Source organism: Paenarthrobacter sp. NEAU-H11, from assembly GCF_050573415.1.
GTDB lineage: Bacteria > Actinomycetota > Actinomycetes > Actinomycetales > Micrococcaceae > Arthrobacter.
Genome location: NZ_JBNZGA010000003.1, coordinates 339,341 through 366,334, shown reverse-complemented (window position 1 = coordinate 366,334; position 26,994 = coordinate 339,341). Strand labels below are relative to the sequence as shown.

The 26,994-nt window shown below is 65.9% G+C and carries 18 protein-coding genes; 6 read left to right on the top strand and 12 right to left on the bottom strand.

Translation table 11 applies throughout. The features are described from left to right. Positions 1-34 precede the first annotated feature (34 nt). From ACQ3DC_RS06430 to ACQ3DC_RS06420, 3 genes are read right to left on the bottom strand one after another with little or no spacing between them, the layout of a single operon-like run. Positions 35-925 carry a carbohydrate ABC transporter permease gene (locus ACQ3DC_RS06430; protein ID WP_321214698.1) on the bottom strand — a complete coding sequence of 297 codons (891 nt, stop codon included), beginning with the start codon at positions 923-925 and terminating at the stop codon, positions 35-37. After that, complete coding sequence (locus ACQ3DC_RS06425) at positions 922-1,860, bottom strand: carbohydrate ABC transporter permease (RefSeq protein WP_157240427.1); 939 nt, start codon at positions 1,858-1,860, stop codon at positions 922-924. The genes ACQ3DC_RS06430 and ACQ3DC_RS06425 overlap by 4 nt, the downstream gene beginning before the upstream one ends. Before the next feature lie 39 nt (positions 1,861-1,899). Continuing rightward, positions 1,900-3,177 (bottom strand): ABC transporter substrate-binding protein, encoded by a 1,278-nt coding sequence (locus ACQ3DC_RS06420; protein WP_321214696.1) that lies wholly within the window; start codon positions 3,175-3,177, stop codon positions 1,900-1,902. A gap of 80 nt (positions 3,178-3,257) precedes the next feature. On the opposite strand from ACQ3DC_RS06420, the gene ACQ3DC_RS06415 reads away from it, so the two are divergent. Beyond that, complete coding sequence (locus ACQ3DC_RS06415) at positions 3,258-4,487, top strand: ROK family protein (protein WP_430751812.1); 1,230 nt, start codon at positions 3,258-3,260, stop codon at positions 4,485-4,487. A 63-nt stretch (positions 4,488-4,550) separates the two neighbouring features. Here the strand turns inward: ACQ3DC_RS06415 and ACQ3DC_RS06410 are convergent, their stop codons facing one another. Beyond that, positions 4,551-7,706, bottom strand: coding sequence for a glucan 1,4-alpha-glucosidase (locus tag ACQ3DC_RS06410; protein ID WP_430751811.1), 3,156 nt, complete (start codon positions 7,704-7,706; stop codon positions 4,551-4,553). A 123-nt stretch (positions 7,707-7,829) separates the two neighbouring features. On the opposite strand from ACQ3DC_RS06410, the gene ACQ3DC_RS06405 reads away from it, so the two are divergent. After that, positions 7,830-9,053 (top strand): ROK family protein, encoded by a 1,224-nt coding sequence (locus ACQ3DC_RS06405; RefSeq protein ID WP_430751810.1) that lies wholly within the window; start codon positions 7,830-7,832, stop codon positions 9,051-9,053. A gap of 160 nt (positions 9,054-9,213) precedes the next feature. On the opposite strand, the gene ACQ3DC_RS06400 is transcribed toward ACQ3DC_RS06405, so the two are convergent. From ACQ3DC_RS06400 to ACQ3DC_RS06385, 4 genes are all read right to left on the bottom strand, one after another. Further along, positions 9,214-10,815 (bottom strand): APC family permease, encoded by a 1,602-nt coding sequence (locus ACQ3DC_RS06400; RefSeq protein ID WP_157240437.1) that lies wholly within the window; start codon positions 10,813-10,815, stop codon positions 9,214-9,216. 89 nt (positions 10,816-10,904) lie between these two features. Further along, positions 10,905-12,548: a GMC family oxidoreductase gene (locus ACQ3DC_RS06395; RefSeq protein WP_430751809.1), complete on the bottom strand. Its 1,644-nt coding sequence runs from the start codon at positions 12,546-12,548 to the stop codon at positions 10,905-10,907. Beyond that, a complete protein-coding gene (locus ACQ3DC_RS06390; RefSeq protein ID WP_430751808.1) occupies positions 12,549-14,066 on the bottom strand; it encodes an aldehyde dehydrogenase family protein in 1,518 nt (505 codons plus the stop codon). Positions 14,067-14,166: 100 nt separating this feature from the next. Then, positions 14,167-14,793 (bottom strand): TetR/AcrR family transcriptional regulator, encoded by a 627-nt coding sequence (locus tag ACQ3DC_RS06385; RefSeq protein ID WP_430751807.1) that lies wholly within the window; start codon positions 14,791-14,793, stop codon positions 14,167-14,169. A 255-nt stretch (positions 14,794-15,048) separates the two neighbouring features. On the opposite strand from ACQ3DC_RS06385, the gene ACQ3DC_RS06380 reads away from it, so the two are divergent. After that, complete coding sequence (locus tag ACQ3DC_RS06380; protein ID WP_430751806.1) at positions 15,049-17,586, top strand: PxKF domain-containing protein; 2,538 nt, start codon at positions 15,049-15,051, stop codon at positions 17,584-17,586. An 88-nt stretch (positions 17,587-17,674) separates the two neighbouring features. Here ACQ3DC_RS06380 and ACQ3DC_RS06375 read toward each other — a convergent pair whose 3' ends face one another. Then, the gene (locus ACQ3DC_RS06375; RefSeq protein ID WP_157240446.1) at positions 17,675-18,373 is read right to left on the bottom strand and encodes a type 1 glutamine amidotransferase domain-containing protein; all 699 of its coding nucleotides are present in this window, start codon (positions 18,371-18,373) and stop codon (positions 17,675-17,677) included. 24 nt (positions 18,374-18,397) lie between these two features. Next, on the bottom strand, positions 18,398-19,270 hold the full coding sequence (locus ACQ3DC_RS06370) for an aldo/keto reductase (protein ID WP_430751805.1): 873 nt from the start codon (positions 19,268-19,270) through the stop codon (positions 18,398-18,400). 142 nt (positions 19,271-19,412) lie between these two features. Between ACQ3DC_RS06370 and ACQ3DC_RS06365 the strand changes: the two genes are divergently transcribed. The 3 genes from ACQ3DC_RS06365 to ACQ3DC_RS06355 all read left to right on the top strand — a co-directional run bounded on the left by ACQ3DC_RS06365 (position 19,413) and on the right by ACQ3DC_RS06355 (position 24,897). Beyond that, the gene (locus ACQ3DC_RS06365; protein WP_321214685.1) at positions 19,413-20,402 is read left to right on the top strand and encodes an LLM class flavin-dependent oxidoreductase; all 990 of its coding nucleotides are present in this window, start codon (positions 19,413-19,415) and stop codon (positions 20,400-20,402) included. 320 nt (positions 20,403-20,722) lie between these two features. Further along, positions 20,723-23,353: a trehalase-like domain-containing protein gene (locus ACQ3DC_RS06360; protein ID WP_197432447.1), complete on the top strand. Its 2,631-nt coding sequence runs from the start codon at positions 20,723-20,725 to the stop codon at positions 23,351-23,353. 65 nt (positions 23,354-23,418) lie between these two features. Beyond that, positions 23,419-24,897, top strand: a complete 1,479-nt coding sequence (locus ACQ3DC_RS06355; RefSeq protein ID WP_157240451.1) for an MFS transporter — start codon at positions 23,419-23,421, stop codon at positions 24,895-24,897. Between the two features lie 6 nt (positions 24,898-24,903). Here ACQ3DC_RS06355 and ACQ3DC_RS06350 read toward each other — a convergent pair whose 3' ends face one another. Both ACQ3DC_RS06350 and ACQ3DC_RS06345 read right to left on the bottom strand, forming a co-directional pair. Next, a complete protein-coding gene (locus tag ACQ3DC_RS06350) occupies positions 24,904-26,046 on the bottom strand; it encodes an FAD-dependent oxidoreductase (protein WP_430751804.1) in 1,143 nt (380 codons plus the stop codon). Between the two features lie 18 nt (positions 26,047-26,064). Next, positions 26,065-26,991, bottom strand: a complete 927-nt coding sequence (locus ACQ3DC_RS06345) for an AEC family transporter (RefSeq protein ID WP_157240454.1) — start codon at positions 26,989-26,991, stop codon at positions 26,065-26,067. Between the last annotated feature and the right edge of the window lie 3 nt (positions 26,992-26,994).

The following is a 26,994-nucleotide window of genomic DNA, read 5'->3' as shown; positions in this document are numbered from 1 at the left end:
ACTTTTGGGTCTGTGGTCGGTTTGGCGGCTGGCGTCACTTGACTGCGCCCTGGGTCAGGCCGGACATTACCCAGCGCTGGGTAAAGAGGTAGACGACGATCGCCGGCGCCATCGCCATCAGGTACGAGGCGAAGGCGACGTTGTAGCTGTTGCTGAACTGCGTCTGGAAGATCTTCTGCAGCACCGGGATCGTCTGCAGTTCCGGGTCGGAAATGATGAGTGACGGCATCATGAAGTCGTTCCATGACGCGATGAAGGCGAAGATGCCCACCGTTGCGCTCATCGGCCCGAGCAGGGGGAAGATGAGCTTCCAGAACACCTGCCACGTGCCGGCGCCGTCAATGCGCATGCTTTCCTCCAGCTCCAGCGGGATGGAGCGCAGGAAGGCCGTAAAAAGCATCGTGTTGAACGCCAGGGCAAACACGATGTGCAGGATCGCGACGCCGAGTGGATTGTCCAGTCCGACAAGGCCCGTGAGCTGGATCTGCGGCAGCGCCACCACGGGGAACGGGATGAACATCGCCGCGAGCAGGTAGAAGAAGGACCAGCGGAAGAGCCGGCGGTCCCAGTTGCGGACGATCGCGTAGGCTGCCAGCGCCGACACGATGATTTCCCCCGCGACGGCGGTCACGGACACGAACACCGAGATTCCGAAGCCGCGCGGGAAGTTCGTGAGCGTCCATGCCTGGACGAAACTGTCGAAGGTCAGGGGGCTTGGCAGCGAGAAGGCGTTGCCGTCCACCGCCTGGCCGGTGGTTTTGAACGCCATGCTGATCGTGACGTACAGCGGGACGAGCACGCTGAGCGTGCAGACGATGAGGACGATGGTTGCAGGCCAGTTGCTGCGTTTTTTGCCGGCGCGGATCGGATGTTTCTTCCCGGCGGGCGTGGGTCCTGCTGTGATGGTGCTGGGTGCGCTGCTCATGCTGCGACCCCTCCTTTGCCACGAGTGAAGCGAAGCTGGATGAGTGCGATGACGATGCTGATGAGGAAGAAGATCACGGCATTGGCCATCTGGTACGCGTAGTCGCCGCCTTCGAAGCCACGGAAGATCGACATCGCGACGCTGCGTGTGGCGACTCCGGGGCCGCCGTCGGTAAGGCCAACGATGATGTCGTAGGCGTTGAGGTAGTTCTTGAAGCCAAGGACCATATTGATGACCGCATACCCGGCGACCAGCGGCAGGGTGATGTGCCGCAGGTTGTGCCAGGGCGAAGCTCCGTCGATGGAGCTTGCCTCGTAGACCTCGGCAGGAACCGTGAGAAGCCCTGCGATGTAAATCAGCATCGCACTCGGAATGGACTGCCACGCCGCGACGAAGACGATCGCCAGCCACGCCAGATCGGGGTTGGCGAGGATGCTCGTCGCCAGCGGTTCGATTCCCATGCTTTGGCCCACAAGCGGCAGCGAGTTCGAGAAGAGGTACTGGAAGACGAACGCGATGACGATGCCCGAAATCACCATGGGGATAACGAATACCGTGCGCAGTGCAGCGCGGAAGCGGACACGGGACGTGAGTCCCAGCGCCAGGAGGAAGGCCACGGCGTTGACGGCGATGACGGTCACGAGCGCAAAGGCGAGCGTGAAGCCGTAGGCGCTGAGGACCCCTTCATCCTGGAAAACCGCTATGAAGTTCCGGATGCCGATGAAGTCGAAGTCGCCGAAGCCGACGGAGTTCGTGAAGCTGTAGACGAATCCGAGTACAGCCGGCAGCGTGACGGCGACGGTGAAAATCGCCAGCGCCGGGAACAGGAAGAAGTAGTAGATCGGATCGAGGCGGCGCTTTCGCGCAACCGTCGCTCTGGTCGCTGCCGGGGCCGTCACCACCGCTCTAGTGGAAGGCTTAGTCGTCGATGACATGAATGGTCCTCGTTTCGTGCATTAGAACGGAAGTGGTGGTCACGCGCGGAAAGCCAGGCGCGCCCAGTCGGCGTCAAGCCGGCGCAGCGTGCTCTCGACGTCGGCGCCGCCGATGATCGACTGAAGATAGTTCGCGGCGGGAATGGAGTTCGGAATGAACTGTGAGGCTCCCATATAGAAGCGGCCGTCGTCGTAGTACTTCTGCATCTCAACGATCCGGGGGTCGGTCACCGCCGGCGCGTCCTTGGTGGTGCCAAAGCCCAGGAATTCGGCGTTGTAGGAGTTCTGGATCTCCGGCTCCATGAGGTATTGAAGGAAGTCGCGGGCACCCTCCTGGGCGTTGGCGACTTCGGGAACCCAGAGCGAAAGGTCGATGTTAACGCGGACCTTCAGGTCGGCGGGGTCGCCGGTCATCGGCAGCGGAAAGGTGCCGAGATCCACATCTGTGCCGGCCTTTTCAATTTCTCCGAAGGCCCACGGCCCCTGGAAGTACATCGCTGCCTGCCCCTGCGCCATGGCAGTGTTGCCGTCCCCGTAGCCGCGGCTGGACGCATCGGGGTTGACGTACGACGTCAGCTGGACCATGCGCTTCACTGGCTCAAGCAGCGTTTTCTGGAACGACACCTCGGAATCCGGTCCGACCTTCTCGCCGATCCGGTGCATTGCCTTGTAGAAGTCGCGCACGTCGACCATGCCGCCGACCGTGTAGTCGAACAGGCCCTGGGCAATCGTCCAGGGGTCGCGGAAAGTGCCGTAGATCGGTGTGATGCCGGCTGCCTTGAGCACCTCGCAGACCTCGATCAGTTCATCCCAGGTTGTCGGGACGGACAGCCCGTTCTGTTCGAAGATGCGGCGGTTGTAGATGACTGAGGCAGCCATGACCGAGTAGGGGATGACGCTCGTACGGCCCGGGTAGGTGGGATACCAGTTCGTAAGGTCGAGGACGTCGTCCCGGATGGAAGCTGCTGCCGGAAGATCCGAAAGGTCCGAGAGCGCCCCGCGCTCCATGAACCTGGCCATCTCAAGGTTGTAGTTGAGGCAACCGAGATCCGGCGGACTGCTGCGCACAAAGCTGGCAGAAAGATTTGTCGCCATGTCATGCAGGACGCGGACCTGGTCCTGCGACGCGGAAAACTTTGCCGCCAGATCGCGGAAGTACGGGACAGCTTCAGGTTTGGACTGGTGGAACGTGACGGTGGGGCGTGCTCCTCCCGGTGCACAACCGGCCAGGGCGAAAGCGGCCAGCGCACCCCCGGAAGCGGCAAGGAAGGTGCGACGGGAGACTCGCGTCCCGGCGGACGTCAAAGGTGGCAACATCGGCTCCTAAGTCGAATTTATTTGGATCTTATATTTAGGTCCTATATGAGGATGGGGGATGCGGGCGATATCGTCAAGGGATGAATACGACGTCGGCGAGCTCAACGCAGCTGTTGCGGCAAATCAACTCCGATGCACTGCTTCGCTTCGCCCTCGAGGAACAGGTGTTCACAGCCGGAGAGGCCATGGCCGCGACCGGGCTGACACGCGCCACGGTACTCGGCGTCTGCGACGGTCTGGTCGACATTGGCTGGCTTGAGGAAGTGGAGGACGGGCAGTCCGATGGCCGTACTCACAAAGGCCGGCCGGCCCGCCGCTACCAAGTGCGTGAGGCTGCCGGTGTTGTTGTTGGGCTGGACGCGGGGGAGTCCTACCTCACGGCGATCGTCGCCGACCTGCGCGGCCGCGAGCTGAACACGCGTCGACAAAGTATTGACTCGCATGCGCTGGGGCGTGCCGGCCGCGGTGCGAGTGCACGGGAGATGATCCGTCTGACCCTCCACGACATCGGACGCACCCTCGACGACGTCTTACTTACCGTCGTCGGCGTTCCCGCGCCGATCGACGCTTATGGCAGGTCCCCCGAAGGCGACTTCTGGCATCTGATGAATTCCGGCTTCGCCTCCCATCTGCCGGGCATGGTCATCGTCGAGAATGACGCCAACCTCGCCGCTATTGCCGAACGCGCCCACGACCCGTCAGCTAATCAAGCAACGTTGCTGACAGGCGAGCGATTCGGCGCCGGCCTGATCGTCGATGGGCACTTGCTGCGAGGACCGCGGGGCGGCGCAGGCGAGATGCGATTCCTCGACACTCTTACCGCCGGCAAGTTCGTGCCCGACGAAGGGGGCACGGACGGGTTTGGCGCACTTGCGCGGAAATGGGCACGCTCGCGCGTTCACTCATACGAGGGCAAAACCATGCTGCGGCACATCCCCGAGGGGGAAATCACCGCGGAGGACGTCTTCCAGGCAGCCCGCGAGGGAGATCCGTTCGCGGCGGACATCATCGCCCGGCTCGGGGACCGACTGGCGCGGATTGCGGTTGTGCTCTCCAGCCTCCTGGACGTTGAACGCGTCATCATCGCAGGAGGGATTTCACGGGCCATCGAACCTGTCCTCGAACACGCACGCACCCTGCTGCGCACGGATTCGGACCTGCCGCTGCCGGAACTCGTTGCGAGCACATTGGGAGCGGAGGTGGTGGTCAAAGGCGCCATCGAGTCCGCTTTGACACGGATCAAGCACGAACCTGGCGCGTTCCTCCCGCGGCCGCCCATTCCTGAAGAGCTGCGGGGCAAACTCCAGTGAAACCGGTATGCCGAATGAGGAAGGCGGGGCCGGAGTTTTCCGGCCCCGCCTTGAGATTAGGACTTATGGTTTCAGCCCGACCATGGGAACCACAACGGGTGATGCTGCTTGCCAGTCAAGAACCGCGGCCTGGCTTTGGCCCTCGCGGACAACCACATCCAGGGCATTTGGATCGCTGGTGTCGGTATCCCGTGAAGGTGTGCTGCCGTCGAATACGCCGGCGCCGCCGCCGAAGCGCCACTCCTTGATCCAGGACGGATCTCCGGCCGCCCAGTATCCGCCGTCGTAGACGGGACGTACGTTGCCGATGCCCTCACCTGGTTCGGCGTTTCCAAACATGGCAACGGCGAATTTTGCGGAGGCAGGATTCAGGTTGCCCAAGCCAGCCTTGGGCACCATGGTGACGATCTGGCGGGCTTCCGGCACCGTCAGCAGTGTCACGGCTGACGTGCGGGTTCCGTCAGGAGCATAAACGCCCGCCCCGTCGAAGCGACCGTCGGTGACAACGACGGAATCCCAGGCATCTTCGACGTTCATGTTTGTGCCCGGCAGGGCCGGGGTGGGGGTCGTATCGCCGTTGCTGAGGTAGACGTTGATCCGCTGGTGTGAGATGCCCTGACCGCCCCAAGGGTTGGTGACCTCGCCTGCAATGGTGGTGACAAACGCGTAGTTATCGTCGGCATCATAGACGTCGACGCCAGTGAGGTCGAAGGCGCCGGGGACGTAGGCCGGGTTGCTCGGGTAGGTGTAGCTTCCAGGACCGTTGTCATCTCCAGACGGGTCCTGCAGTCCGCCGATGCGGGTGCCGTAATGCAGGACGGTCCGGTCCTCGACGGCAGTGCCGCCGTCGGCTCCCACGGCGGCTACGGTCACTGTGTTCTTGGTGCCGGTAAGGGATACGTCCAATGAGAACTTGGATGTGCCGTCGCCCGTCGGGGTAAGCGGGGCCTCGGCAACATTACCGTTGACGGAAACGTATACCTTGGCTGCAGCCGTGATGCCAGCGACAGTGGTGCTGGGGGAGTCGGAAGTGCTGAGCTGGGCAGGTGATTCGACCGTAAGTGCGGGTTCGGCGACAGCGCCTGAACCGTACCGCCGAGCAACGTTCTGCGGTGTCTCAACCGGTGATCCGTTTTCCATGCCCGCAGCAAGCCGCACGTACTGTGCCATTGCCCACGAGAGCGGCGAGGCGGAGCCGGTGCTGCGACCCAGTTCGTGGCGGTAAGTTGTCGGTTCATCCTGGTCCCAAACCTGCTCGGGAATCATGAATCCGTCGTTGGCTGCGGAGTGCATGGTTGCCAGGTACGGGAGCGCATCCTGACCGTTAGCCAGCGCGTATTCGCCCCGCTCACCGGTCAGCAGCGGCCAGAGTCGTCCGATTCCGGTCCCGTCCCATGGCGAACCGTCGGCCTTTTCCCCGTAGCCGTCGTACGTGTAGCGATGCCACATGCGGCCGCCTGGGGTGTCCTGTGAAATGGAGGCGTCTGTCTCGGCAAGGGAATCCGCGACGTGCGCATCGGCGGGCGGCTTCACGCCAAGCCGGACAAACTCCAGGAAGCCGGCGTCCAGCACGGCGTTCTCCGGATGGATGCCTGCACCGTTGCCCCAGTCGCGGACAGCGCCATCGTTGGGGTCGCCGCTTCCGCTGATGCGCAAGTAGTAGTTGCCGTCACCTACCGGTCCGTTGGTCGTGAACATCCACTTTTCCGTGTTGCGCTGCCACTCGTCCGCAGTGGCCCGATAAATCGCAGCGGAAGCGGCGTCACCATTCCCTTCTGCTATGTCTCCGGCAGCCGCCAGGGCGGCGATCTGCGACGCCAGGGTCGACGTTGAATATCCGCCTGTTTCCTCCCAGCGTTCCTGCGGGGTCTTGGGGCCGGCGGCAACAAGATAGTCCGCTGCGGGCTTGAGTTCTTTGGCGTAGAAGTCAGCATCTGTGCGTCCAATTTGGCTCGCCAGCAGGATGGGAAACGCTGTTTCATCCAACTGGATCCCGTTCTGGCCCACGGTTCCGTCAACCTTCGACGTCTGCGGGAAATGTCCGTCCGGCAACTGCTGATACTTGAACAGCCACTCAACGCCGCGGCGGGCAGCTTCCTCGTCCCCGGCAGCGAGCAGGGCAGTCACCGATTGGTACATGTCACGTGCCCACACCGCGTGGTATCCCTCACGGTGTTGCTCGGCGTTCGCTACCTGCCCCCACGGCGTGGTCAGCGATGCGATGAAGGCCCCCGGGAAGGTCTTGTCTTCATGGGCTTTGACCGTCATCAGGGAGACGTTGTACTGCGTCAGAAGATCACCGTCCAGGGCCTTGGCCGGCTTGTCCAGGGATTGCAGGTACTGCTTCCATTCTTTGGTGTACTCCTTCGACACTCTGGGGAAGCCTTGCTTCACGCTCGCGTTTGCGGTCTCGAGGGCCTCCTGCGCATTCGCGCCAAAGCCCAGGGCAAGGGAGAATTCCGTCTTTGCTCCCGTCAGCGCGATCGTTCCCGTCTGGGCGATATTCCCGGGCCCGGCGCCGGTGTAGGCGCCGTCGAGTCTGCCATCTGCACCAAGGTCCGTTCCGCCGTCGCTGGTGCCGACATATCCGGTGCTGGTGGCGCTGAATCCTGAGCTTGAAACCACTGCGGAGGCAACCGGGGTGTCCGGAATGGAAAGGTCTTCTGCCACCAGGGCATTACCGACAGTCCTGCCGGAGTCCCCGCCGGAAGTGCCGGCCAGGGAAGGATCGAACAGGGCATGGAGCTGGTAATTCCCGCCGTCGAGCACCTCGAAGGTAACCCCGAGCATCACAGCAGAGCGCTGCGGGTCTGTCACATAGGTTTTCGTCAACCGCCAGCGACTGGCACTGTCTTCAGTGATCTGCCGGTAGCTCAGCGCCTGCGGGTCAGCGAGCTCCACCCGCCGGGTCGTGTCCTCATTCTCACGCTGGGTGCGGGATCCGTCGCTGACGGCAAACTGGAGTTCGCGGGTATTGGGGGTGTCTGCGCGCGGGTAGTACACCTCGCTGAGGGTCCCCTCTGTCAGGGTGTACCAGACCTTCGAAGCTGTGCTGACGGACGAGCCAACGCCCTCCTTGTCGCCTTTTGTCCACGTCGCGGAAGCCCCCGGCGCCCCCGGCGCGGGTTCTGCTTCTGCGCTGGCAGGGGAAAAGGCGACAGTCGACGCCGCAACTGCAAGGGCGACGGCGGCGCAGCCCGTTCTAAGGTGATGCTTCATTGCTCTCCTCGGTTTTTGAGCACCTGGTATCCCCATCAGTGCTCTCGGGACGAATATATAAAAGCCGTTAATAAACGCACCCCTAGTATGGTGAGCAGTACATAAGCCGGTCAAGGGATGGCGTTGAAAAACAGCACAAGAAAAACGGAGGCCACGCTCCCCGTGCTCCGCAAGATCTCCGCCTCGGCCGTGATGGGAGCCCTCGTTTCCGGCGCCAAACTGGATGCCAGCGGCCTCATGGAAGCGACCGGCCTTTCACGGCCTACCGTCCTGGCCGTCTGCGACGAACTGCTCAAGCTGGGATGGCTGACCGAAGACGGGACCCGCCCGGGATTGCCCACGCGAAGCGGACGCCCATCACGACGGTTCGGGCTGAATGCCAGGGCCGGCTACGTGCTGGGGATCGACCTCGGAGCCACAAAACTGCAGCTGTGCTTGTCCGACCTCGCTGGCACCATCGTCGCCGAATGGTCAGAAAAGTGGCGCGACGAGCACCTCGGGGCGCCTGAACGCCTACTGGTCGCACGGAAGGCCACACGGGAAGTCCTGGCCCGGTCCGGCGTGGATCCGTCCAAGGTGATGGCGGCCGGGATGGCAGTGCCTGCCCCCGTCAGGCCAAACGGACATGCGGTTGCGCTGGAGTCATACCTGCCGGGGCTTTCCTCCCTGGACCTCCGCCTAGCCCTCCGACCGGACTTCAACTGGCCACTGATCGTCGACAATGACGCCAACCTCGCTGTCATCGCCGAGCGCTGGATCGGCGTAGCCCAGGACGTCGATGACGTCGTGGTGCTCCTCTCCGGCGAGCGGTTGGGTGCCGGGATCCACATTGGCGGCCGGCTCATTCGCGGCGGAGGGTCAGCCGGTGAAATGCGGTTCCTCGAACTGGTGGAAGGCGTAGGGAATACAGACGCCATTGGCGGCATGTGCCGGGAACTGGGGGCTATTGCTGCCGCAGACATACTGGACGGCGAGCGGCCGGGATCCCCGAACAGCAGCGAGCTGCTGCGTCTCTGCGGCGGAGTTCCGGCCGCGGTGAACGCCGAGATGGTGATCGAGGCGGCCCGGAAGGGCGACCCCGCAGCATCCGAAGTGATCGATATAGTCACGGAGCGCACAGCCCGTGCCATTGCTGTTGTAGCTACCCTCCTGGATCCCCAGCTGATCGTACTCTCCGGCGGCCCGGCAGGGGCGGGGGATGTCCTCATCCCGTCGCTCGACGAAAAGCTGAAAGGGCTTAATTCCGCTCACCCACGCCTCGCCGCCTCGACACTCACTGACCATGCGGCCCTCCGCGGGGCAGTCCGGGTCGCGCTTGACCACGCCTTTGCATTGTTACTGGACTAGGACAGAATCCTGGCAGGGGTAGCGATCCGTGTGACGGTGGTTCGCCTATCAATGGAGGCCTTGGCGGAACGCTAAAAGAAGGGGCGACGGCGGCACTGAGGTGAGTGCCGTCGTCGCCCCTTCCTTGAAGACCGTCAGCTGACGGTTTAGGACACTTGCCCTAATGCACTTTGGCGTCCACCACGTCCAGTTCTTCCGGAGCCGCCGGAACTACCGGACCTGACGACGGGTGCGCCGCGACTGCCGCGGCGTGCTCCGCCAGCACCCCGGTCTGATGGCGGATCTTCAGCCGGTACAGCAGGGCCCCGCCTCCGGCGACCGCCGCCACGAAGAGCACCCCGCCCCACTGCAGGTACCACTCGAACGGCGGCACCGAGTTGTAGATCTCCTGGCGCGGCCACACCAGGTTCACCGTCATGGCGCCGCCCCACAGGACCGCGAGGATGTTCACGGGCAGTCCCCACGTGCCCAGGCTGAAGCCGGGCTCGGAGCCGTCTTCGGCAAGCGGCCACTTCTTCAGGAGCCGGTTGCGCAGCAAGGGAACGGTGACCAGCAGGTAGGACAGGTAGATCAGGACGATGCTGATGCTGGACATGATGGTGAAGATTGCCGGCTGCATCACATTGACCAGCAGCGGGATGACGGCCATAACGCCGATCACGATGGCAGCGACGGTGGGGGTCCGGCGGACCGGGCACACCTTGCCGAGCTGCCGGCTGAACGGCAGGTTGTTGTCCCGCGCCATGGCGAACATCATGCGGATCGCGGCGGCGTGGACGGCGAGGGTGCAAACCACCACGGCCACCACGATGCAGGCGAGGAATGCCTTGCCGAAGGGGCCCCCGAGGACGGAGAGCACCAGGTACTGCAGCCCGCCGTCGGCCGCCCCGAGCTTGGGGTCGGCCAGGTCCGGAGCCGCGAGGATGCCAAAGAGCAGGATCAGCCCGCCCAGCACGAAGGATGCAGTGACGGCACGCAGGATGGCCTTGGGTGCCGTGCGTTTGGGGTCCTTGGTTTCCTCTCCGAGGGAGCTGGCTGTGTCGAAACCGTACATAACGTAGCCGGAGGCCATGGCGCCGATCAGGAACACGCCGAAGAAGCCAAGGTCGTGGCTCTCCCCGAAGCCTGCGGTGTCGAAGAAGACCTCAGGCCCACGCATCACGTGCCAGCCCAGTGCGAGGATCAGGAGTACGGCGGCGATCAGTTCCACGAAGACGCCGATGCTGTTGATCCTGGTCATCAGCTTCACGCCGAAGGCGTTGATCATTGTGGAAATGCCGATCATGATGCTGGCCAGCACCACACCGTTCATGGCGAAATCGTACGGGCCGGTGCCATCACCGACGAACTGGAAGCCGGACCAGAGCTGGGGCAGGGTGAGCTGCAGGGCAAGGGCCACGGCGCCGAGCGCCACGATGGACGAGATGAGCAGCAGCCAGCCCGCCAGCCAGGACCAGGTCCCGGAGGCGAGCCGCTTGGCCCAGTTATACACCGATCCGGCCACCGGGTAGCGGCCCGCCAGTTCGGCAAAGCACAATGCCACCATCAGCTGGCCCGCGAAGACGAGGGGCCAGGACCAGGCGTACGCCGGGCCGGCCATGGAAAAGCCAAAGTAGAACAGTTGAAATACGCCGGTGAGGATGGAGATGTAGCTGACGCCTGCCGCGAAGCTGGCAAACTTGCCGATGCTCCGGTCCAGGGTCTGCGTGTAGCCAAACTCGTCCATGCCGCTTGAATCAATACTCTTGCTGGGTTCCGCCATGTGGACTCCTAAATCAGAAAAGCACGATGATGATGACCGGCCGGCTGTGGCGCATGGAAGGCTGATGCCCGCCGCCGGGACCTTGCCGCTTAGGCGAGGGACGCGGTGAGCTCCATTTCTTCCATGGTCATGGTGTCGCCGGACCGGCCGGCGCGGATGAGGTCCGCGCAGCGCTCGCCGATCATCATGACGGTGATGTTGGGGTTGACGGTGACGTGTTCCGGCATGACCGACGCATCGGCGACGCGCAGGCCGGTGACGCCCTTGACCCGCAGCTCGGGATCCAGCGGTGACATGTCGTCGTCGGAAGGGCCCATCCGGACGGTGCCCACCGGGTGGTAGACGGTGTTGTGGGTCTTGCGGATGTACTCCCGCAGTTCCTCGTCGGTCTGTGCCTCGATGCCGGGCGAAAGCTCACGCCCGGTCCATTCCGCCATGGCGGGCTGCCCGGCGATTTCGCGGGCCTTGCGGATGCCGGCCACCATGACGCGCATGTCGTGGCCGTCGGGGTCCGTGAAATAGCGGGGGTCCACCATCGGCTTGTCGCGGAAGTCGCGGCTGCGCAGCCGGACGGTGCCGCGGGAACGGGCGTGCGTGACGTTCGGGGTGAGGCTGAAGCCGTTCTCCGTGGTGGGGTAGCCGTGCCGCAGGGTGTTCATGTCGAACGGGACGGAGCCGTAGTGCATCATCAGGTCCGGGCGGTCCAGGCCGTCCTCGGTGGGGGTGAAGATGCCGATCTCCCACCACTGCGTGGACGTCTGCACCATCGGCTGTTTGGCCTCGAACTGCACGACGCCTTCGGGGTGGTCCTGCAGGTGCTCACCCACGCCGGGGGAGTCCACCAGGACCTCGATCCCGTGGTGGGCGAGGTGCGCTGCGGGGCCGATGCCGGAGAGCATCAGCAGCTTGGGGGAGTCGATGGCGCCGGTGGACAGGATGACCTCGCGGTGCGCGGAGAGCCGGTGGGTCCGGCCGAACGCCGAGTCCACCACGTCCACGCCGGTGCAGCGCTTGTCCGCGTCGAATACCAGCTGGCGGGCGCGGAGGCCGGTCAGGAGCGTGAAGTTTTCGCGCTCGATAATCGGGTGGATGTAGGAGACCGAGCTGGAGGACCGGGTGCCGTCCGCGCGGCGGTTGATCTGGAAGAAGTTGGCGCCGTTGACCACGGTGGTCCCGGTGTTGAATTTGGCGCGGGGAATGCCGGCCTGTTCGCAGGCATCGAGGAGCGCGACGCCGGCAGGATCCACCGGGGGCACGTTCATCAGGTGCACGGGGCCGGAGTCCCCGTGGTGCGGGGCGTCCGGGCCGGCGTCCTCGTTGGTTTCCAGGCGCCGGTACAGCGGCCAGGCCGCGTCGGCGTTCCAGCCGGCGGCGCCGTACTTGGACTCCCACTCGTCCAGGTCCTCCCGTGGAGCCCAGAAGGCGATGCACGAGTTGTGGCTGGAGCAGCCGCCCATGACCTTGGCGCGGGCGTGGCGCATGAAGGAGTTGCCGTTTTCCTGCGGTTCCACCGGGTAGTCCCAGTCGTAGCCGGATTCCAGCAGCTCCATCCAACGGTCCAGCTGCAGGATCTCGGGGATGTTGCGGTCGTCCGGGCCGGCCTCCACGAGGGCCACGGTCACGTCCGGGTCCTCGCTCAGCCGGGCGGCGACGGCGGCGCCGGCGGATCCGCCGCCGATGACGACGTAGTCGAATCCGCGCTCGCTGAGGTCCTCGATGTTGTCGAAGTGCATCTAGTTCTCCTTGCCGTGGCCAGCGAACCAGCCGGTGACCTGGGGGCTGGTGTTCTGGTAGATGTGCTTGGCTTCCTGGTATTCCGCCAGGCCGGTGGGGCCCAGCTCGCGGCCGACGCCGGACTGGCCGAAGCCGCCCCACTCGGCCTGGGGGAGGTAGGGGTGGTAGTCGTTGATCCAGATGGTGCCGTGCCGCAGCCGGGACGCCACGCGCTGCGCCTTTCCGGCATCCTGGGTCCAGACGGCGCCGGCCAGTCCGTAGATGGTGTCGTTCGCGGTGGCCACGGCTTCGTCCTCCGTGCGGAAAGTCTCCACGGTCACCACCGGGCCGAAGGCCTCGTCCACGACCACGGACATTCCCCTTGTCACGCGGTCCAGGACGGTGGGCTGGTAGTAGAAGCCGCCGTCGTACTTTTCCCCCGCCGGCGCCGCGCCGCCGCACCGCAGCCGGGCACCCTCCTTGATGCCGCGCTGGACGTAGGCGTGGACCTTGTCCCGGTGGGCTGCGGAGATCAGCGGCCCGGTTTCTGCGGTCTCGTCGAACGGGCCGCCCAGCCGGATGTCCTGTGCGCGCCGGACCAGCTCGTCCACGAAGCGTTCGGCGATGGATTCCTCCACCAGCAGCCGGGCGCCGGCCGAGCAGACCTGCCCGGAGTGGACGAAGGCGCCGTTGAGGGCGTTGTCCACGGCGGCATCGAAGTCCGCGTCAGCAAACACCACGTTGGGGTTCTTGCCGCCCAGCTCCAGCGCCACCTTCTTGACGGTGCCGGCAGCAGCTGCGGCAATCCGCTTGCCGGTTTCCAGGCCGCCGGTGAAGGAGACAAGGTCGACGGCGGGATGTTCCGAAAGCGGTGCACCCGCCTCCGCGCCGGGGCCGGTGACGAGGTTGGCCACGCCGTCCGGCAGGCCGAGGTCCTGCAGCAGCTGCATGGCCAGGATGGCGGTGGACGGCGTCAGCTCGGAGGGCTTGAGGACGAAGGTGCAGCCGGCGGCCAGTGCGGGCGCGATCTTCCACGCGGCCTGGAGCAACGGGTAGTTCCACGGAGTGATGAGGCCGCAGACGCCCACGGGCTCGTAGACGATTTTGCTCACGACGGCGGGGTCCCCGGCGTCCACCACGCGGCCGGACTGCTGCCCGGCGAGCCGGCCGAAGTATTCGAAGCAGGCGGCGACATCGTCCATGTCGATGCGGCTTTCGGCAATCCGCTTCCCGGTGTCCAGTGACTCGGCACGGGCGAACTTCTCCCGCCGCTCACGGAGTTCCGCGGCGACCCGGAGCAGGAAGGTTCCGCGCCCGGGCGCCGGAACACTTGACCAGACTCCGGAGTCGAAGGCAGCCCGGGCTGCCGCGATAGCGCGTTCGGTGTCTTCCCGGCCGGCCTCGGAGACCGTGGCGGCCAGTTCACCGTCGGCGGGGTTGTGGATCTGGCGCACTGCGCCGGAGGCTGCCGGCTCCCACGCGCCGTTGATGAAGAGGGTGGATGCTGTCTCGTCGCTGGACGGTGTGGCGTAAGTCATACGGAGGACAGTAGCGGAGGTTGAACGAGTGTTCAATACCTAACTTGAACAGACGTTCAAGATTACGGAGGAGGCGGAAGCCGCCGGGATGGGATATGCCTTACTGCCCCTGGAGCGAGTCCCGGCTGCTGTTGGCGTCGCCCGGCGGGGCGAAGGCGATCTGCTCCGTGCGTGCGATGCTCCGCTGGATGGATTCCTTGTCCACGCCAAGGAGCGACGTCAACCACATGCCGTTTTGTATGACCACGATGTCGGATGACCGCGCGCGGCATTCCTCCCAGGAGAGCCCGGGCAGGGCGTTGGACACCAGCGCCGCCAGGCCGTCGATATAGCGGTCGAAGGCGGCGGCATTGATCTGCGCATAGTCCTCGTCTGCCCGGGCGAGGGCCCAAAGGTGCAGGCGCAGGGACAGGTAGCGGGTGGTCAGCAGGTCGGCAGCCGCAACCCGCCGCAGGGACTTGCGCAGCTGCTCGTCCGGGGGAGACGACGGATCCTGCGCGACCAGCAGGAGGTCGTGCTCGTCCACCCGGCGCAGGGCCGCGCGGATCAGGCTGGTCTTGTCGTCGTAGTAGTAGTTCACCAGGCCCAAGGCCACCCCGGCTTCACGCGCCACCGCACGCATGCTCACCCCTGAGATACCGTGACGGGACAGCAGATCGAGCGCTGCTTCGAGGATGCGGGACTGCCTGTCGATCTGTTCGCCATTGTTCACGGTGGTTGTCCCCATCTGGCCAGACTATTGCCAAACCCTTCACGAGTGCACTTTGGGGTTCACGCCGTGGGGCTGGCCTGGCCCTTCTGCGGTCGCCGTCGGGCCGGCCGCAGGCCCAAAACCAAGTAGTGCCGGTCAGCGTGCGCTTCAGAAAACGAGTACTCAAAGAGCAAAGACAGGTGTGCGACTACGCGTGTGCTGTTGCCCCCTCACCCCATACCTTGAAGTACGTTGCGCCCGCAGTGGGCACATGGTCTTAGGGAGACGCACATGATGAATTCGCCAGGTAGGACGACTGCTGCTGGGGATAGGAGCCTGCTGGGGCGGACGGGCACCCGGGTGGCCGCGGCGGTTGCGGCTGCGGGGCTGGTGCTGGCTGGAGGCGGCGTCGCTTGGGCAGACGACATCCGCAATACCCTGGACACCTCGGTGGACGCGGAGGCTGAGGTCATGGCGCTTAACGCCAACGGATCTCAGGGTTCAACATCCTTGGCATTGGTGGAGAAGAACGGCGACGGCAAGAACGGCTGCAATCTGACCGGCTCAACCACACTCACCCTGAATCTCGCGTCCAGCAATCCGGCTGTGGCGACGGTGTCCCCGGCCTCAGTCACCTTTACTTCTTGCTCCGACACGAAGGTGCTGACCATCAGCCCGGTCAGCGTGGGAACCGCCAGTGTGGCTGCCAGCCAAGTCAGCAACACTACGGACGGCACATTCAATCTCGCGCCTGCGGCTTTCACCGTGAATGTGGTTGCGCCGGCCCCGTCGAACACTGCGCCCAGGCTCAGCATCACCGGCCCCGCGACGGGCACGTCTTACGCCAAGGGCGTCGTCCCCGCAGCGACCTGTAATGTGACCGACGCAGAGGACAGCAATAGTTCCTTCGCCGCAACCCTGAGTGCCGTCTCAGGTGACGACGCTGCTACCGGCATAGGCTCCCAGACAGCGTCCTGCAGCTACACCGACAAGGGTGGGCTCACCGCCGCGAGTTCGGTCACGTACAACATCGTTGACGGCACGGCCCCCGGGATCAGCTATACCCTCGACGCGGCGCAGCCGGACGGCTTGAACGGGTGGTACCGGAACGCCGTCACGCTGAAGTGGACCATCACCGAGGGCGACTCGACCAGCACCCTGAACAAGGTCGGCTGCAACGACGTGACGGTGGCGCTGGACCAGCTGCCTGCTGACTACTCATGCTCCGCGAGCAGCAGCGGCGGCTCGGCCGGCACAGTCACCGTCCCCATCAAGAAAGACGGCACGGCGCCGACGGTGAGCTACGCCGACGCGACAGGAAAGGCCGGCAACGGCAACTGGTACACCTCCGATGTACTGGCCCGCTTCATTGCAACAGATGCCACATCCGGACTGGCCCCGTCCTCCCAGGAGGTGTCCTCCAGCGGCGAGGGTGCCGATGTAAGGGTCCTGAGCCCTGCGTTCACGGACAACGCGGGCAATACCGTGCCCGACGGAACCATTTCCCAGTCGTTCAAGATCGACAAGACAGCCCCCAGCGTCACCTATGACGCTGCAACCGGAACCGCAGGCTTTGGCGGCTGGTACACCTCCGATGTCCAGGCCAGCTTCAAAGGAACGGACCTCACCTCCGGGCCCCTCAGCGCAACGCAGACGGTGACCTCGTCCGGGGAAGGCGAAGCCGTGACTGTCCAGAGTCCTGCATTCTCGGACAACGCCGGCAACACCACACCTGCCGGCGCCGCTTCCCAGCAATTCAAGATCGACAAGACGGCGCCGTCCGTTGGCTACGACGGGGTCGCATCAGGCACGCTGGGGGAGAACAACTGGTACGTGACCGACGTCGGGGCCCGCTTTACGGCAACGGATGCGACGTCGGGACTGCTGACGTCCTCGCAGACGGTGTACTCCAGCGGGGAGGCAGCGGATGTTAAGGTACTGAGCCCGGTATTCGTAGACAACGCCGGCAACATCACCCCAGCCGGGACTACGTCGCAGTCCTTCAAGATCGATAAGACGGCGCCGACGGTAGGTTACGTGGGCACGAGCCCCGCAGCCAACCACGACGGCTGGTACAACACGGACGTCGAGGTCACCTTCGGCGCCACCGATCTCGTGTCCGGACCGGTTGACGCGACGAAGAGCGTGACAGCGTCGGACGAAGGGGACACGGTGACCGTCCAAAGCCCCGAGTTCAAGGACCGCGCCGGCAACGTCCGTGCTGCGGGCGCAACCTCCACCACGCTCAAGATCGACAAGACGGCCCCCACGGTGACCTTCGATTCGGTCATCGCGGACGGCTACTACGGGTCGACGCCCGCGCAGCCGACCTGCTCGGCCTCCGATTCACTGTCCGGAGTGCTTGGGACCTGCGAGGTTACCGGTTACGGCACGGGAGTTGGGAAATACACCCTCAGGGCCACGGCCACGGACCTCGCCGGCAACACCACCACCGTTACCCACTCCTACGAAGTCAAGGCCTGGACCATGAAGGGCTTCTACCAGCCGATCGACATGGGCGGTGTCCTGAACACGGTCAAGGGCGGCAGCGCTGTACCGGCCAAGTTCGAGGTTTTTGCGGGCGAAACCGAGATCACGGACCCCAACCTGATGAAGTTCACCATGGGAACCATCGTCTGTGCACCGAACGCCCAGACCGATGCTATCGAGACGACAGCGGCGGCCGGCAGCACCGTTGTCCGCTATGACGCCATCGCCGGCCAGTTCATCTACAACTGGAAGACGCCTGCAAGCCCCGGCAGCTGCTACCAGCTCACGATGACAGCAAAGGACGGTACCTCGATCAGCGCCAACTTCAAGCTGAAGTAGCGCCAACGGCGGCGGCGCCCAAGGACGTGCGCCGCACAGAAGGGGCCCGGTCACCAGACCGGGCCCCTTCTCTGCCTGAAGTGTGGGACTAGCCCAGCGCCTTGATGACTTCCTTGGCCACGTCCTCGCTGGACTGCGGGTTCTGGCCCGTGATCAGGTTGCCGTCCCGCACAACATTTGACGTCCAGGCGGCAGCATTTTCGATCACCGCACCCTTGTCCCTCAGGGCGTCCTCCACCAGCCACGGCGTGTTCTCGCCGGTGCCGCCGCCCAGTTCCTCCTCGTTGCTGAACACCGTGAGGCGACGTCCCGCGAAAACGAAAGCGCCGCCGTCGTCCGTTGCACTCAGCAGCCCTGCGGGACCGTGGCAGAAGGGAGCGATGACCTTGCCGTCCTTGTCCGCCGCCGCCAGGAGCCGGCCGAGGTCGGCGTCCTGGTACAGGTCGGCCATGGGCCCGTGCCCGCCGGGCATCACAACGGCGTCGTAGCCGGACGGGTCGACGTCGGCCAGCACCAGCGGGCGCGAGAGCTCGCCGTCGATTGAGTCGAGGTAGTCGCGGAAACCTTGCGCCCGTTCCTCGCCGCCTGCTGACTCGGGAGCCAGGCTCACCTGGTCCACGGTGGGCTTCGCGCCCCCGGGGGTCGCGATGTGGACAGTGTGGCCGGCGTCCAGCAGGGTCTGGTGTGCCACCACCAGTTCCTCCGCCCAGAAGCCGGTGGGGTGCTGGCTGCCGTCCTTCATGGTGAGCGAATCGGCGGCCGATACGACCATCAGAATGTTTGCCATAGTGCTGCTCCTGTCTGTGCTTCTCTACTCGCCTGCTGCTTCGAGTTCAGCGTAGGTTTCCTCGTCCAGGGTGACGCCGGCCGCGGCCATGTTTTCCTCCAGGTGCTTCACTGACCCGGTGCCGGGGATCGGCATCATCACGGGAGAGCGGCGCAGCAGCCAGGCCAGTGCAACCTGGGAAGTGGTGGCACCCAAACGCCTGGCGGCCTCGTCCAGCGGCCCTCTCGGCTGCGCCAGCTCACCCGCGGAAATGGGAGCCCACGGGATGAAGCCGATGCCGTTCTCCTCCGAGTAGCGCAGGACGTCCTCGGAGCTCCGGTCCGTCAGGTTGTACCGGTTCTGGACCGTGGAAACGGTGAAGTGCTTCCCGGCCGCCTCGAGCTCCTCCACGCTCACCTGCGAGAGGCCAAGCGCCCGGACCTTGCCCTCGTCCTGGAGCTCGCGCAGCACGCCGAACTGCTCCTCGGCGTCCACCTTGGGGTCGATCCGGTGCAGCTGGAGCAGGTCCAGGGTGTCCACCTTCAGCTTCCGCAGGCTCAGTTCTGTTTGCTGGCGGAGGTACTCCGGGCGGCCCACCGGGATCCACTTGCCTGGCCCGGTGCGGGTGAAGCCCACCTTCGTGGCGATCTTCAGCCCGTCCTTGTACGGGTACAGTGCCTCGGCGAGGATTTCCTCGCTGACGTTGGGGCCGTAGGAATCTGCGGTATCGATGAAGTCAACGCCGAGTTCGACGGCGCGGCGCACCACCGCCACCGCCGCCCGGCGGTCCGCGGGCTCACCCCAGACGCCGTCACCCACGATGCGCATGGCACCGAAGCCGAGCCGGTTCACGGTTCCCAGATCCTTCAAATCGATCGTTTCGGACAGTTCCAACTGGTTCGTTGTCTCTAGGCTCATAGGGGCGGCAACGTCATAAGTTTGCTGAGTATTCCGCAGGTTCCAGAAATAAGCCGGGCGCCGCCGTCGTTATGCCTATCGTGCCCGCCGCGACCCGGCGGGCACATCCCTGCGAAACGTTCCCGAAAGGCCGGCACCTACCGTGACTCTCCCCCTCTCCATCCTTGACCTGGCAACCATCGGCAAGGGCCAGACGGCGGCGGAGAGCTTCGCGGGCAGCGTGGCCATGGCGCAGAGCGCGGAGAAGCTCGGGTACCGGCGGGTCTGGTACGCCGAGCACCACAACATGTCCTCCATCGCGTCCTCCGCCACGAGCGTGCTGATTGCCCATGTGGCCGCCCACACCGAAAGCATCCGGCTGGGTGCCGGCGGCGTCATGCTGCCCAACCACTCGCCGCTGACCATCGCGGAACAGTTCGGAACCCTGGAGACCCTGCACCCGGGCCGCATCGACCTCGGCCTGGGCCGCGCCCCCGGCAGCGACCAGAACACCATGCGCGCGCTGCGGCGGGATCCCATGTCCGCGGACAGCTTCCCGCAGGACGTGCTGGAACTCCAGGGCTACCTCACCGGTCCCACCCGCATCCAGGGCGTTGAGGCCACGCCAGGCAAGGGCACCAACGTGCCGCTGTACATCCTGGGATCCTCCCTGTTCGGCGCGCGCCTCGCCGCCCAGCTGGGACTGCCGTACGCGTTTGCCTCCCACTTTGCACCGAACGCCCTGCAGGATGCCGTGGCCCTGTACCGCCGCGAGTTCAAGCCCTCCGCGCAGCTGGATGCCCCGCACGTCATTGCCGGCGTCAACGTCATCGCGGCGGATTCCGCCTCGGAAGCGCAGGCCATGCTGCAGGCCACCAAGCGCGCCCGCGTGTCCCTGTTCTTCGGCGGCGGCCGCGAGTTCACCGACGACGAAGCGGACATGATCCTCGACTCCCCGCAGGGCCAGCACGTGAGCCAGATGATGACGTACTCCGCGGTGGGAACGCCCGACGTGGTCCTTGATTACCTGGACGGTTTCGGGCGGCACGCCGACGCCGACGAACTCATTGTGGCCCACCAGAGCACCGGCACCGAGGCGCGGCTGCGCTCCGTGGAACTCCTGGCAGAGGCAGCCGGGCTGGTCCGGGTGTAGCGGGCGGGGTCCTGCGCGTCACGCCCAGCACCCTTTTGGGAATGCACGACGGCGGGTTCCCCGGTTCCGGGCGGCAGGCGCCGGCGTCGTGGTCCAGAAAGCTGCCCTGCGTGACGCCGGCTCTCCATGACAACGGCGCTGTCCGTCGGACTTTTACACATACGCAATAAAGGGGACTTTCGGGGGAAACGGCCGGGGCTGAGCATGGGAACTGCCCCCTCGGGAATTACTGGGATTCCCGGGAGGGGCACCAACCGGTAGTCCGCAGGCGATCCAGCGGCTGTAGTCCCGGCCTGGTCCGGCCTCAAAGGGGTACCTGCATGCCTACGCCGTTGAACCAAAGCGTGGCGGATTCCGCACTGCTCACCCGGTCCCTTCCGCTGGATATGCTCCGCGCCTTCATCCAGTCGGATGCGGCGGACAACGGCCTGACGCCTGCGCTGCTGGCCGAACTGAAAGTGCTGGCACGGGTTCCGGGATTGCTGGTGGCCTGCAACTACGGCGGGACCCTGTGCGACGCCGAAGGCATCTCCACCGAGATCCTGCCCCTGGGCAATGCGGCGATAGCCCTGCGCGCCCTGGCTGCCCTACCCAATACCCACGCCGCCATCATTTCGGGACGCTCGCTCCGCGACCTTGCGGCGGTGTCGCGGCTGCCCGTTGAGGTGCACCTGATCGGTTCGCATGGCGCAGAGTCGGATATGGGCTTCGCGCACGCGCAGACCCTGGCCACCGAATCAGTCCTGCAGAAGGTCAACGCGGCGCTCAATGAAGCCGTGGGGTTCCAGGAGGGCATCTGGATTGAACGCAAACCGGTGGCCGTTTCCGTCCACACCCGCCCGGCGCCGCCGGACGTGGTGGAATCCGTGACGGAAACCGCCCGGGAGATTGCCCGCGCCCACGGACTGTTCTTCATTGTGGACGGTTCCGTGCTGGACCTCTCCGTCGTGGAACCGTCCAAGGCCGAGGCGCTGGAAACCCTCCGGTCCCGGCTCGGAGCCAGCGCCGCGATGTTCGCCGGGGACGCCCACAGTGACGAACTGGCCATCGCCACCCTGCGCGGGCCGGACCTCGGACTCAAGGTCGGCCCGGGGGAGACCGCCGCGGCGCACCGCGTCCGCGACCCCGAAGCCTTCGCCCGGGTCCTGGCCCTCCTCTTCGAGCTGCGGCGGGCCTGGCTGTTCGGCGAGGACGCGGTGGGCCTTGAACGGCACACGATGATCGGCAACGGATCCTCCACCGCACTGCTGACGCCGGACGCGAAGATCTGCTGGATGAGCCATCCGCTGCCGGATTCCGGGTCACTTTTCGCCCACATCCTGGGCGGAGACGCGGCCGGCCACTTTTCCGTGGAGCCGGTCAAAGCCTCCCAGGTGCTGGGACAGCGGTACGTGGACAGCACCATGATTGTTGAGACCCGGTGGGCGGACGTCACGGTCACGGACTACCTTGAGCCCGCGCCCGAGGGCATCACCAGTTTGGTCCGGGTGCTGACCGGCCATGGTGCCGCCCGGATTACTTTTGCTCCCAGGCCGGACTACGCCAACGCCCCGTTCAGCATGGAGGCCCGCGGCGGGGAACTGCACGTGGTGGGGACCTCGGAGCCCATCATCCTGTTCGCGCCGGGCGCCACCTTCAGCATCACCTCGGACGGGCGCCACGCCACGGCTACGGCGGCGGTGAACCTGCAGGACGGTCCGGTGGTGCTCAACCTGCGCTGCGGCGATACCGAACCGCAGCCTGCGGACCCCGGCGGGGAGACGGAGCGGCGGGCCGGGGTGGCCCTGCATGCCCGCCAGTGGGTGCAGAAACTTGCCCTGCCCTCCGTCAAACCCTCCCTGGTGCGGCGGTCAGCCCTGGTGCTCCGCGCCCTGGTCCATGAGCCCACCGGCGCCGTCCTCGCGGCCCCCACCACGTCGCTGCCGGAGGGAATCGGCGGCACAAGGAACTGGGACTACCGGTACTGCTGGCTGCGGGACGGGTCCATGACGGTCAACGCGCTGGTGGACCTCGGCTCCACGGCGGAGGCCGCCGGCTTCCTGGCATGGCTGGGGCGGATCCTCGAACATGCGCCCGGCCCCGAGTGGCTGCACCCCCTGTACTCGGTGACCGGCGCGCCGCTTTCCACGGAGGCCGTCGTCGACAGCCTCCCGGGGTACGCGGGCTCCCGTCCGGTCAGGATCGGCAACGCCGCGGACCACCAGGTCCAGTTGGACGTTTTTGGCCCGGTTGCCGAACTGATCCATGCCCTGAGTGAGCGGGAGGGCGCGCTGGCCGACGACCACTGGGAGCTGATGGTCCAAATGGCCTCGGCCGTCCTGGCCCGCTGGCACGAGCCGGACCACGGCATCTGGGAGGCCCGGCGCGCAGCGCGCCACCACGTCTATTCCAAGGTGATGTGCTGGGTGACGCTGGACCGGGCGCTGCGGACGGCTGCCCGCCACGGCCGGGAGCCGGACCCGGCCTGGGCACCCATGGCAGGCACCATCCGCGAGGAGGTGCTGCGCGAGGGCTGGGACGAGTCGGCGAGGTCCTACACCGTTGCCTACGACAGCCCGGACCTCGACGCCGCCGTCCTGCACATCGGCCTCTCCGGCCTGCTGGACGTTTCGGACCAGCGCTTCCTGGACACCGTCACCGCGGTGGAGCGGGAACTGCGCGTGGGTCCCACCGTTTTCCGGTACAGGTACGACGACGGCCTGCCGGGCCTGGAGGGCGGGTTCCACATCTGCACCACCTGGCTGATCGAAGCGTATGTGGCCGTGGGCCGCATCGATGAGGCCTGGGACCTGTTCGACCAGCTGGTGAACCTCTTCGGTCCCACCGGGCTGCTGCCGGAGGAGTACGACCCCGGCACGGAGACACACCTGGGGAACCATCCGCAGGCGTACTCGCACCTGGGCTTCATCCGCTGCGCGCGGCTCCTGGACGCACACCAGGGCAGGCGATAGTCGGCGTCGGCCGCGGGTACCTAGAGTGGAGGTAGCAGGGACCCAAAAAGACTGAAACGAGACTCATGAAGACCGCGCGCGCCCAAGGGGTGGGGTTCCGCTCCGAACGGGGCCCCATCCTCATTGCCCTGATGCTGTCCACCGGCCTGGTGGCCATCGATTCCACGATCGTGGCCACCGCCGTCCCGTCGATCGTCCGGGATGTGGGCGGTTTCGAGTCCTTCCCGTGGCTGTTTTCCGCGTACCTGCTGGCCCAGGCCGTCTCGGTGCCCATCTACGGCAAACTGTCCGACATGCTTGGCCGGAAGCCCATCATCCTGGCGGGCATCGGGCTGTTCCTGCTCGGGTCCGTCCTCTGCGGCATCGCCTGGAGCATGCCCGCACTGATCGCGTTCCGCGCCCTGCAGGGCCTCGGTGCGGGGGCCGTCCTGCCGGTTTCCATCACCATCGCCGGGGACATCTACTCCCTCGAGGAGCGGGCAAAGGTCCAGGGCTACCTGGCCAGCGTCTGGGCTGTCTCCTCGGTGGTGGGCCCGAGCCTCGGCGGCATCTTCTCCTCGCTGGGAATCTGGCGCGGGATCTTCCTGGTCAACATTCCGCTGTGCCTCCTTGCCGGGTGGATGCTGTTCAGGACCCTGCACGAAAATGTTGAACGCGCCAAGCACCGGGTGGACTACGCCGGGGCTGCCCTGCTGGCGGTGTCACTGGGCCTGCTGATCCTTGGTGCCCTCCAGGGCGGCCAGGGCTGGGCGTGGAATTCCCCGATCAGCATCGGCATCTTTGTTGTGGGCGCCGTGCTGCTGGCGGTGTTCCTGATGGTGGAACGGCGGGCTGCGGAGCCGGTCCTGCCGTCCTGGGTGGTTTCGCGCCGGCTGTTGGGCACCACCACGCTGGTGTCCTTCGGCGTCGGGGCGGTGATGATCGGGCTGACCTCCTATGTGCCCACGTTCCTGGAGGGGGCGCTGGACACTTCGCCCTTTATGGCCGGCCTGGCGCTCGCGGCCCTGACCCTTGGCTGGCCCCTCAGTGCCTCGCAGGCGGGCCGGTTCTACCTGCGGATCGGGTTCAAGGCCACGGCCTTGATCGGGATCTCCGTTACCGTGGCGGGACTCCTGGTCCTGGCCCTCACGGCCGCCACCCCCAACGTGGCACTGGTGGCCGCCAGCTGTTTCGTGGTGGGGCTCGGCCTGGGGCTGGTTGCCACTCCCACCCTGATCTCTGCCCAGTCCAGTGTTGAGTGGAATGAGCGCGGCGTGGTCACCAGCAGCAACATGTTCGCGCGGTCCATTGGGAGCGCGCTGGGTGTGGCGGTCTTCGGCGCGGTGGCCAACGCGGTCTACGCCACCACGGCCGGCGAAGGCGCGGCACCCGCCGTCGTGGCTGCGTCCGGCGCCGTGTTCCTGGCCGCGCTGGTGGGCGGCATCCTCACCGTGGCGGCCGTGCTGGCAATGCCGGCGGTGAAGGCGGGCGCCTCCCGAAAGGACGACGACGGCGGCACGGGCGGGGAGCCGGCCCTCGCCGAAGCAGAGGACAAGACGCGGTAGGCGCTTTTAGCGGGAAGCGCGGAAGATCTCCGGCGCCGGACGGGTGCCGGTGGCGAGGTCGGCGAGGATGCGGCCAATCACGGGGGTGAACTTGAACCCGTGCCCGGAGAACCCGGCGCCGATCACCACGGGGCCGATCCGGTCCAGGATAAAGTCCTCGTCCGGGGTGGTGGTGTAGGTGCAGCTGATGGCCTCGAAGGAATCGGCGTCCACCCCGGGCAGCCACGTCCGCGCGTAGTCCTGCAGGGCGGCGAGCTGCCGGGGTTCGGGCTGGAAGGAGCGCCGGTCAGGATCAACGAGCGGTCCCACGCCGTGCCAGCCGGCCTTGATCCCTTCGCCGGGCGTCTCCATGCCGTACACGGGGGAATACCAGCCCTGGTAGTCCGCCCCGGTGCCGGGGCAGTGGTTGAAGCCGGGCCAAACTGCGCCCGCGTCCGCCACCCGGAAGTGCGCCGGCTGCTCCTGCGTGACCCGCAGCCTGGGAATCCGCAGCCCGGCACCGGGGCTGTTGCTGAACACCGGGCCCAGGAGCTTGTCCGTCCAGCCGCCGGCCGTGACCACAACCTGCGCAGCGGTGACCACCTCGATGCCGGCGCCGGACTCCAGGCCCAGCCGGACGCCGTCGTCCGTCACCTGCAGGTCCACCACCTTGGTGTGGTGCCGGATCTCGGCGCCGCGGGCTGCGGCGAGGCGCTGGAATGCAGGAAGCGCCGCTTCGGGGTTGAGCTGGCCGCCGTCGGGCATGTGCAGTGCCTGCTGGTCGAAGCGGATGCCGCGCCAGCGCTCCCCGGCCTCCGCCGGGGACAGGAGCTCTGCGCGGATGCCCGCCTGCGTCAATGCGTCGGCGATGTCCGGAAGCCGGGGGTCGGGGCCGTGGTTCACAACGCCCGTCCGCGCCAGCAGCGTCTCACCGCTTTCCTGCTCAAGCTCATCCCACAGGGCCAGCCCCTCTGCCAGCATGGCCACATATTCGGGGCGGTGGTAACCGGGGTTCAGATTGCGGGTGGTGCCGTGCGAGGCCCCGATCTTGTGCCCCGGCCCGAACTGCTCCACCAAAGTCACATGCCGGCCCCGGCGGGACAGCGCCCACGCGGCGGCCGAGCCCATGGCGCCGCCGCCGATCACCACGGTGTCCAGAACAGTATTCATCAGCCCTCCAAACTCGGGTCAGGTCAGCAGCAGTGCCACGCCGATCATCGCCGGCACGGCCACAACGGTTGTGATCAGCACGGTGTCTTTCGCCACGGTGAGGCCGGTCTTGTACCGGCTGGCAGCCACAAAAACATTCTGCGCTGTGGGCAGGGCGGCGGTGACCACCACGGCGAACAGGACATGGCCTTCAAGCCCCAGCACGAACCGCGCAAAGAGATAGGCCAGTGCGGGCTGGACGGCCAGCTTGAAGCCGCTGGCCAGCAGCGTGTCCAGGCGCCGGCAGGCCGAGGCCTGGAGCGGACGGGTGCCGTTCAGGCTCATGCCAAAAGCGATCAGCATGGCCGGAATCGCCGCACCGCCGATCAGGTGGATGGGCTCCATCACCAGTTGCGGGACCTGCCAGCCCGTCCCGGCCACGGCCAGGCCCAGGGCCGAACCCACGATCATGGGGTTCCGGAGGATCATCACGATGAAGTTCAGCGGCGTGGTGCGGTGGGAACTGGTGCTTGAATCCAGGAGCATCAGGAACAGCGGCGTGAAGAAGGCGAGCTGGAAGATGAGCAGCGGCGCCACGTAGCTTGCGTCGCCCAGGACGTACACCGCGATGGGGATGCCCAGGTTGGCGGAGTTCACCAGTGACGCGGCCATGGAGGACATCAGGGACTCGGGCAGCGAGCGTTTGAGCCAGAACCTGGCGATGGCGAAGAAGATGGCCGCGGTGGCCACTGCCGAGACCGCAGCGACCAGCAGTGGCGCCGCGAAAACCTCGGCGAGGCGGGCTTTGCTCAGCGTTTCGAAAAGCAGGGCCGGGCTGGCCACAAAGAAGGTGAGGGAGCTGAGGACCTGCCGGGCGTTGTCGCCCAGGATTTTCTGCCGGCCCACGAACCAGCCCACCAGGATGATGCACCAGACCACAAAGAACCCGGCGAGTACCCCTAGCAAGGG

What these genes read in the sequence shown, in the direction of transcription:
- ACQ3DC_RS06430 (WP_321214698.1), bottom strand. Translation starts at nt 925, where the DNA reads ATGAGCAGCGCACCCAGCACCATCACAGCAGGACCCACGCCCGCCGGG.
- ACQ3DC_RS06395 (WP_430751809.1), bottom strand. Translation starts at nt 12,548, where the DNA reads ATGCACTTCGACAACATCGAGGACCTCAGCGAGCGCGGATTCGACTAC.
- ACQ3DC_RS06410 (WP_430751811.1), bottom strand. Translation starts at nt 7,706, where the DNA reads ATGAAGCATCACCTTAGAACGGGCTGCGCCGCCGTCGCCCTTGCAGTT.
- ACQ3DC_RS06375 (WP_157240446.1), bottom strand. Translation starts at nt 18,373, where the DNA reads ATGGCAAACATTCTGATGGTCGTATCGGCCGCCGATTCGCTCACCATG.
- ACQ3DC_RS06360 (WP_197432447.1), top strand. Translation starts at nt 20,723, where the DNA reads ATGCCTACGCCGTTGAACCAAAGCGTGGCGGATTCCGCACTGCTCACC.
- ACQ3DC_RS06415 (WP_430751812.1), top strand. Translation starts at nt 3,258, where the DNA reads ATGAATACGACGTCGGCGAGCTCAACGCAGCTGTTGCGGCAAATCAAC.
- ACQ3DC_RS06425 (WP_157240427.1), bottom strand. Translation starts at nt 1,860, where the DNA reads ATGTCATCGACGACTAAGCCTTCCACTAGAGCGGTGGTGACGGCCCCG.
- ACQ3DC_RS06420 (WP_321214696.1), bottom strand. Translation starts at nt 3,177, where the DNA reads ATGTTGCCACCTTTGACGTCCGCCGGGACGCGAGTCTCCCGTCGCACC.
- ACQ3DC_RS06385 (WP_430751807.1), bottom strand. Translation starts at nt 14,793, where the DNA reads ATGGGGACAACCACCGTGAACAATGGCGAACAGATCGACAGGCAGTCC.
- ACQ3DC_RS06350 (WP_430751804.1), bottom strand. Translation starts at nt 26,046, where the DNA reads ATGAATACTGTTCTGGACACCGTGGTGATCGGCGGCGGCGCCATGGGC.
- ACQ3DC_RS06355 (WP_157240451.1), top strand. Translation starts at nt 23,419, where the DNA reads ATGAAGACCGCGCGCGCCCAAGGGGTGGGGTTCCGCTCCGAACGGGGC.
- ACQ3DC_RS06370 (WP_430751805.1), bottom strand. Translation starts at nt 19,270, where the DNA reads ATGAGCCTAGAGACAACGAACCAGTTGGAACTGTCCGAAACGATCGAT.
- ACQ3DC_RS06380 (WP_430751806.1), top strand. Translation starts at nt 15,049, where the DNA reads ATGATGAATTCGCCAGGTAGGACGACTGCTGCTGGGGATAGGAGCCTG.
- ACQ3DC_RS06390 (WP_430751808.1), bottom strand. Translation starts at nt 14,066, where the DNA reads ATGACTTACGCCACACCGTCCAGCGACGAGACAGCATCCACCCTCTTC.
- ACQ3DC_RS06400 (WP_157240437.1), bottom strand. Translation starts at nt 10,815, where the DNA reads ATGGCGGAACCCAGCAAGAGTATTGATTCAAGCGGCATGGACGAGTTT.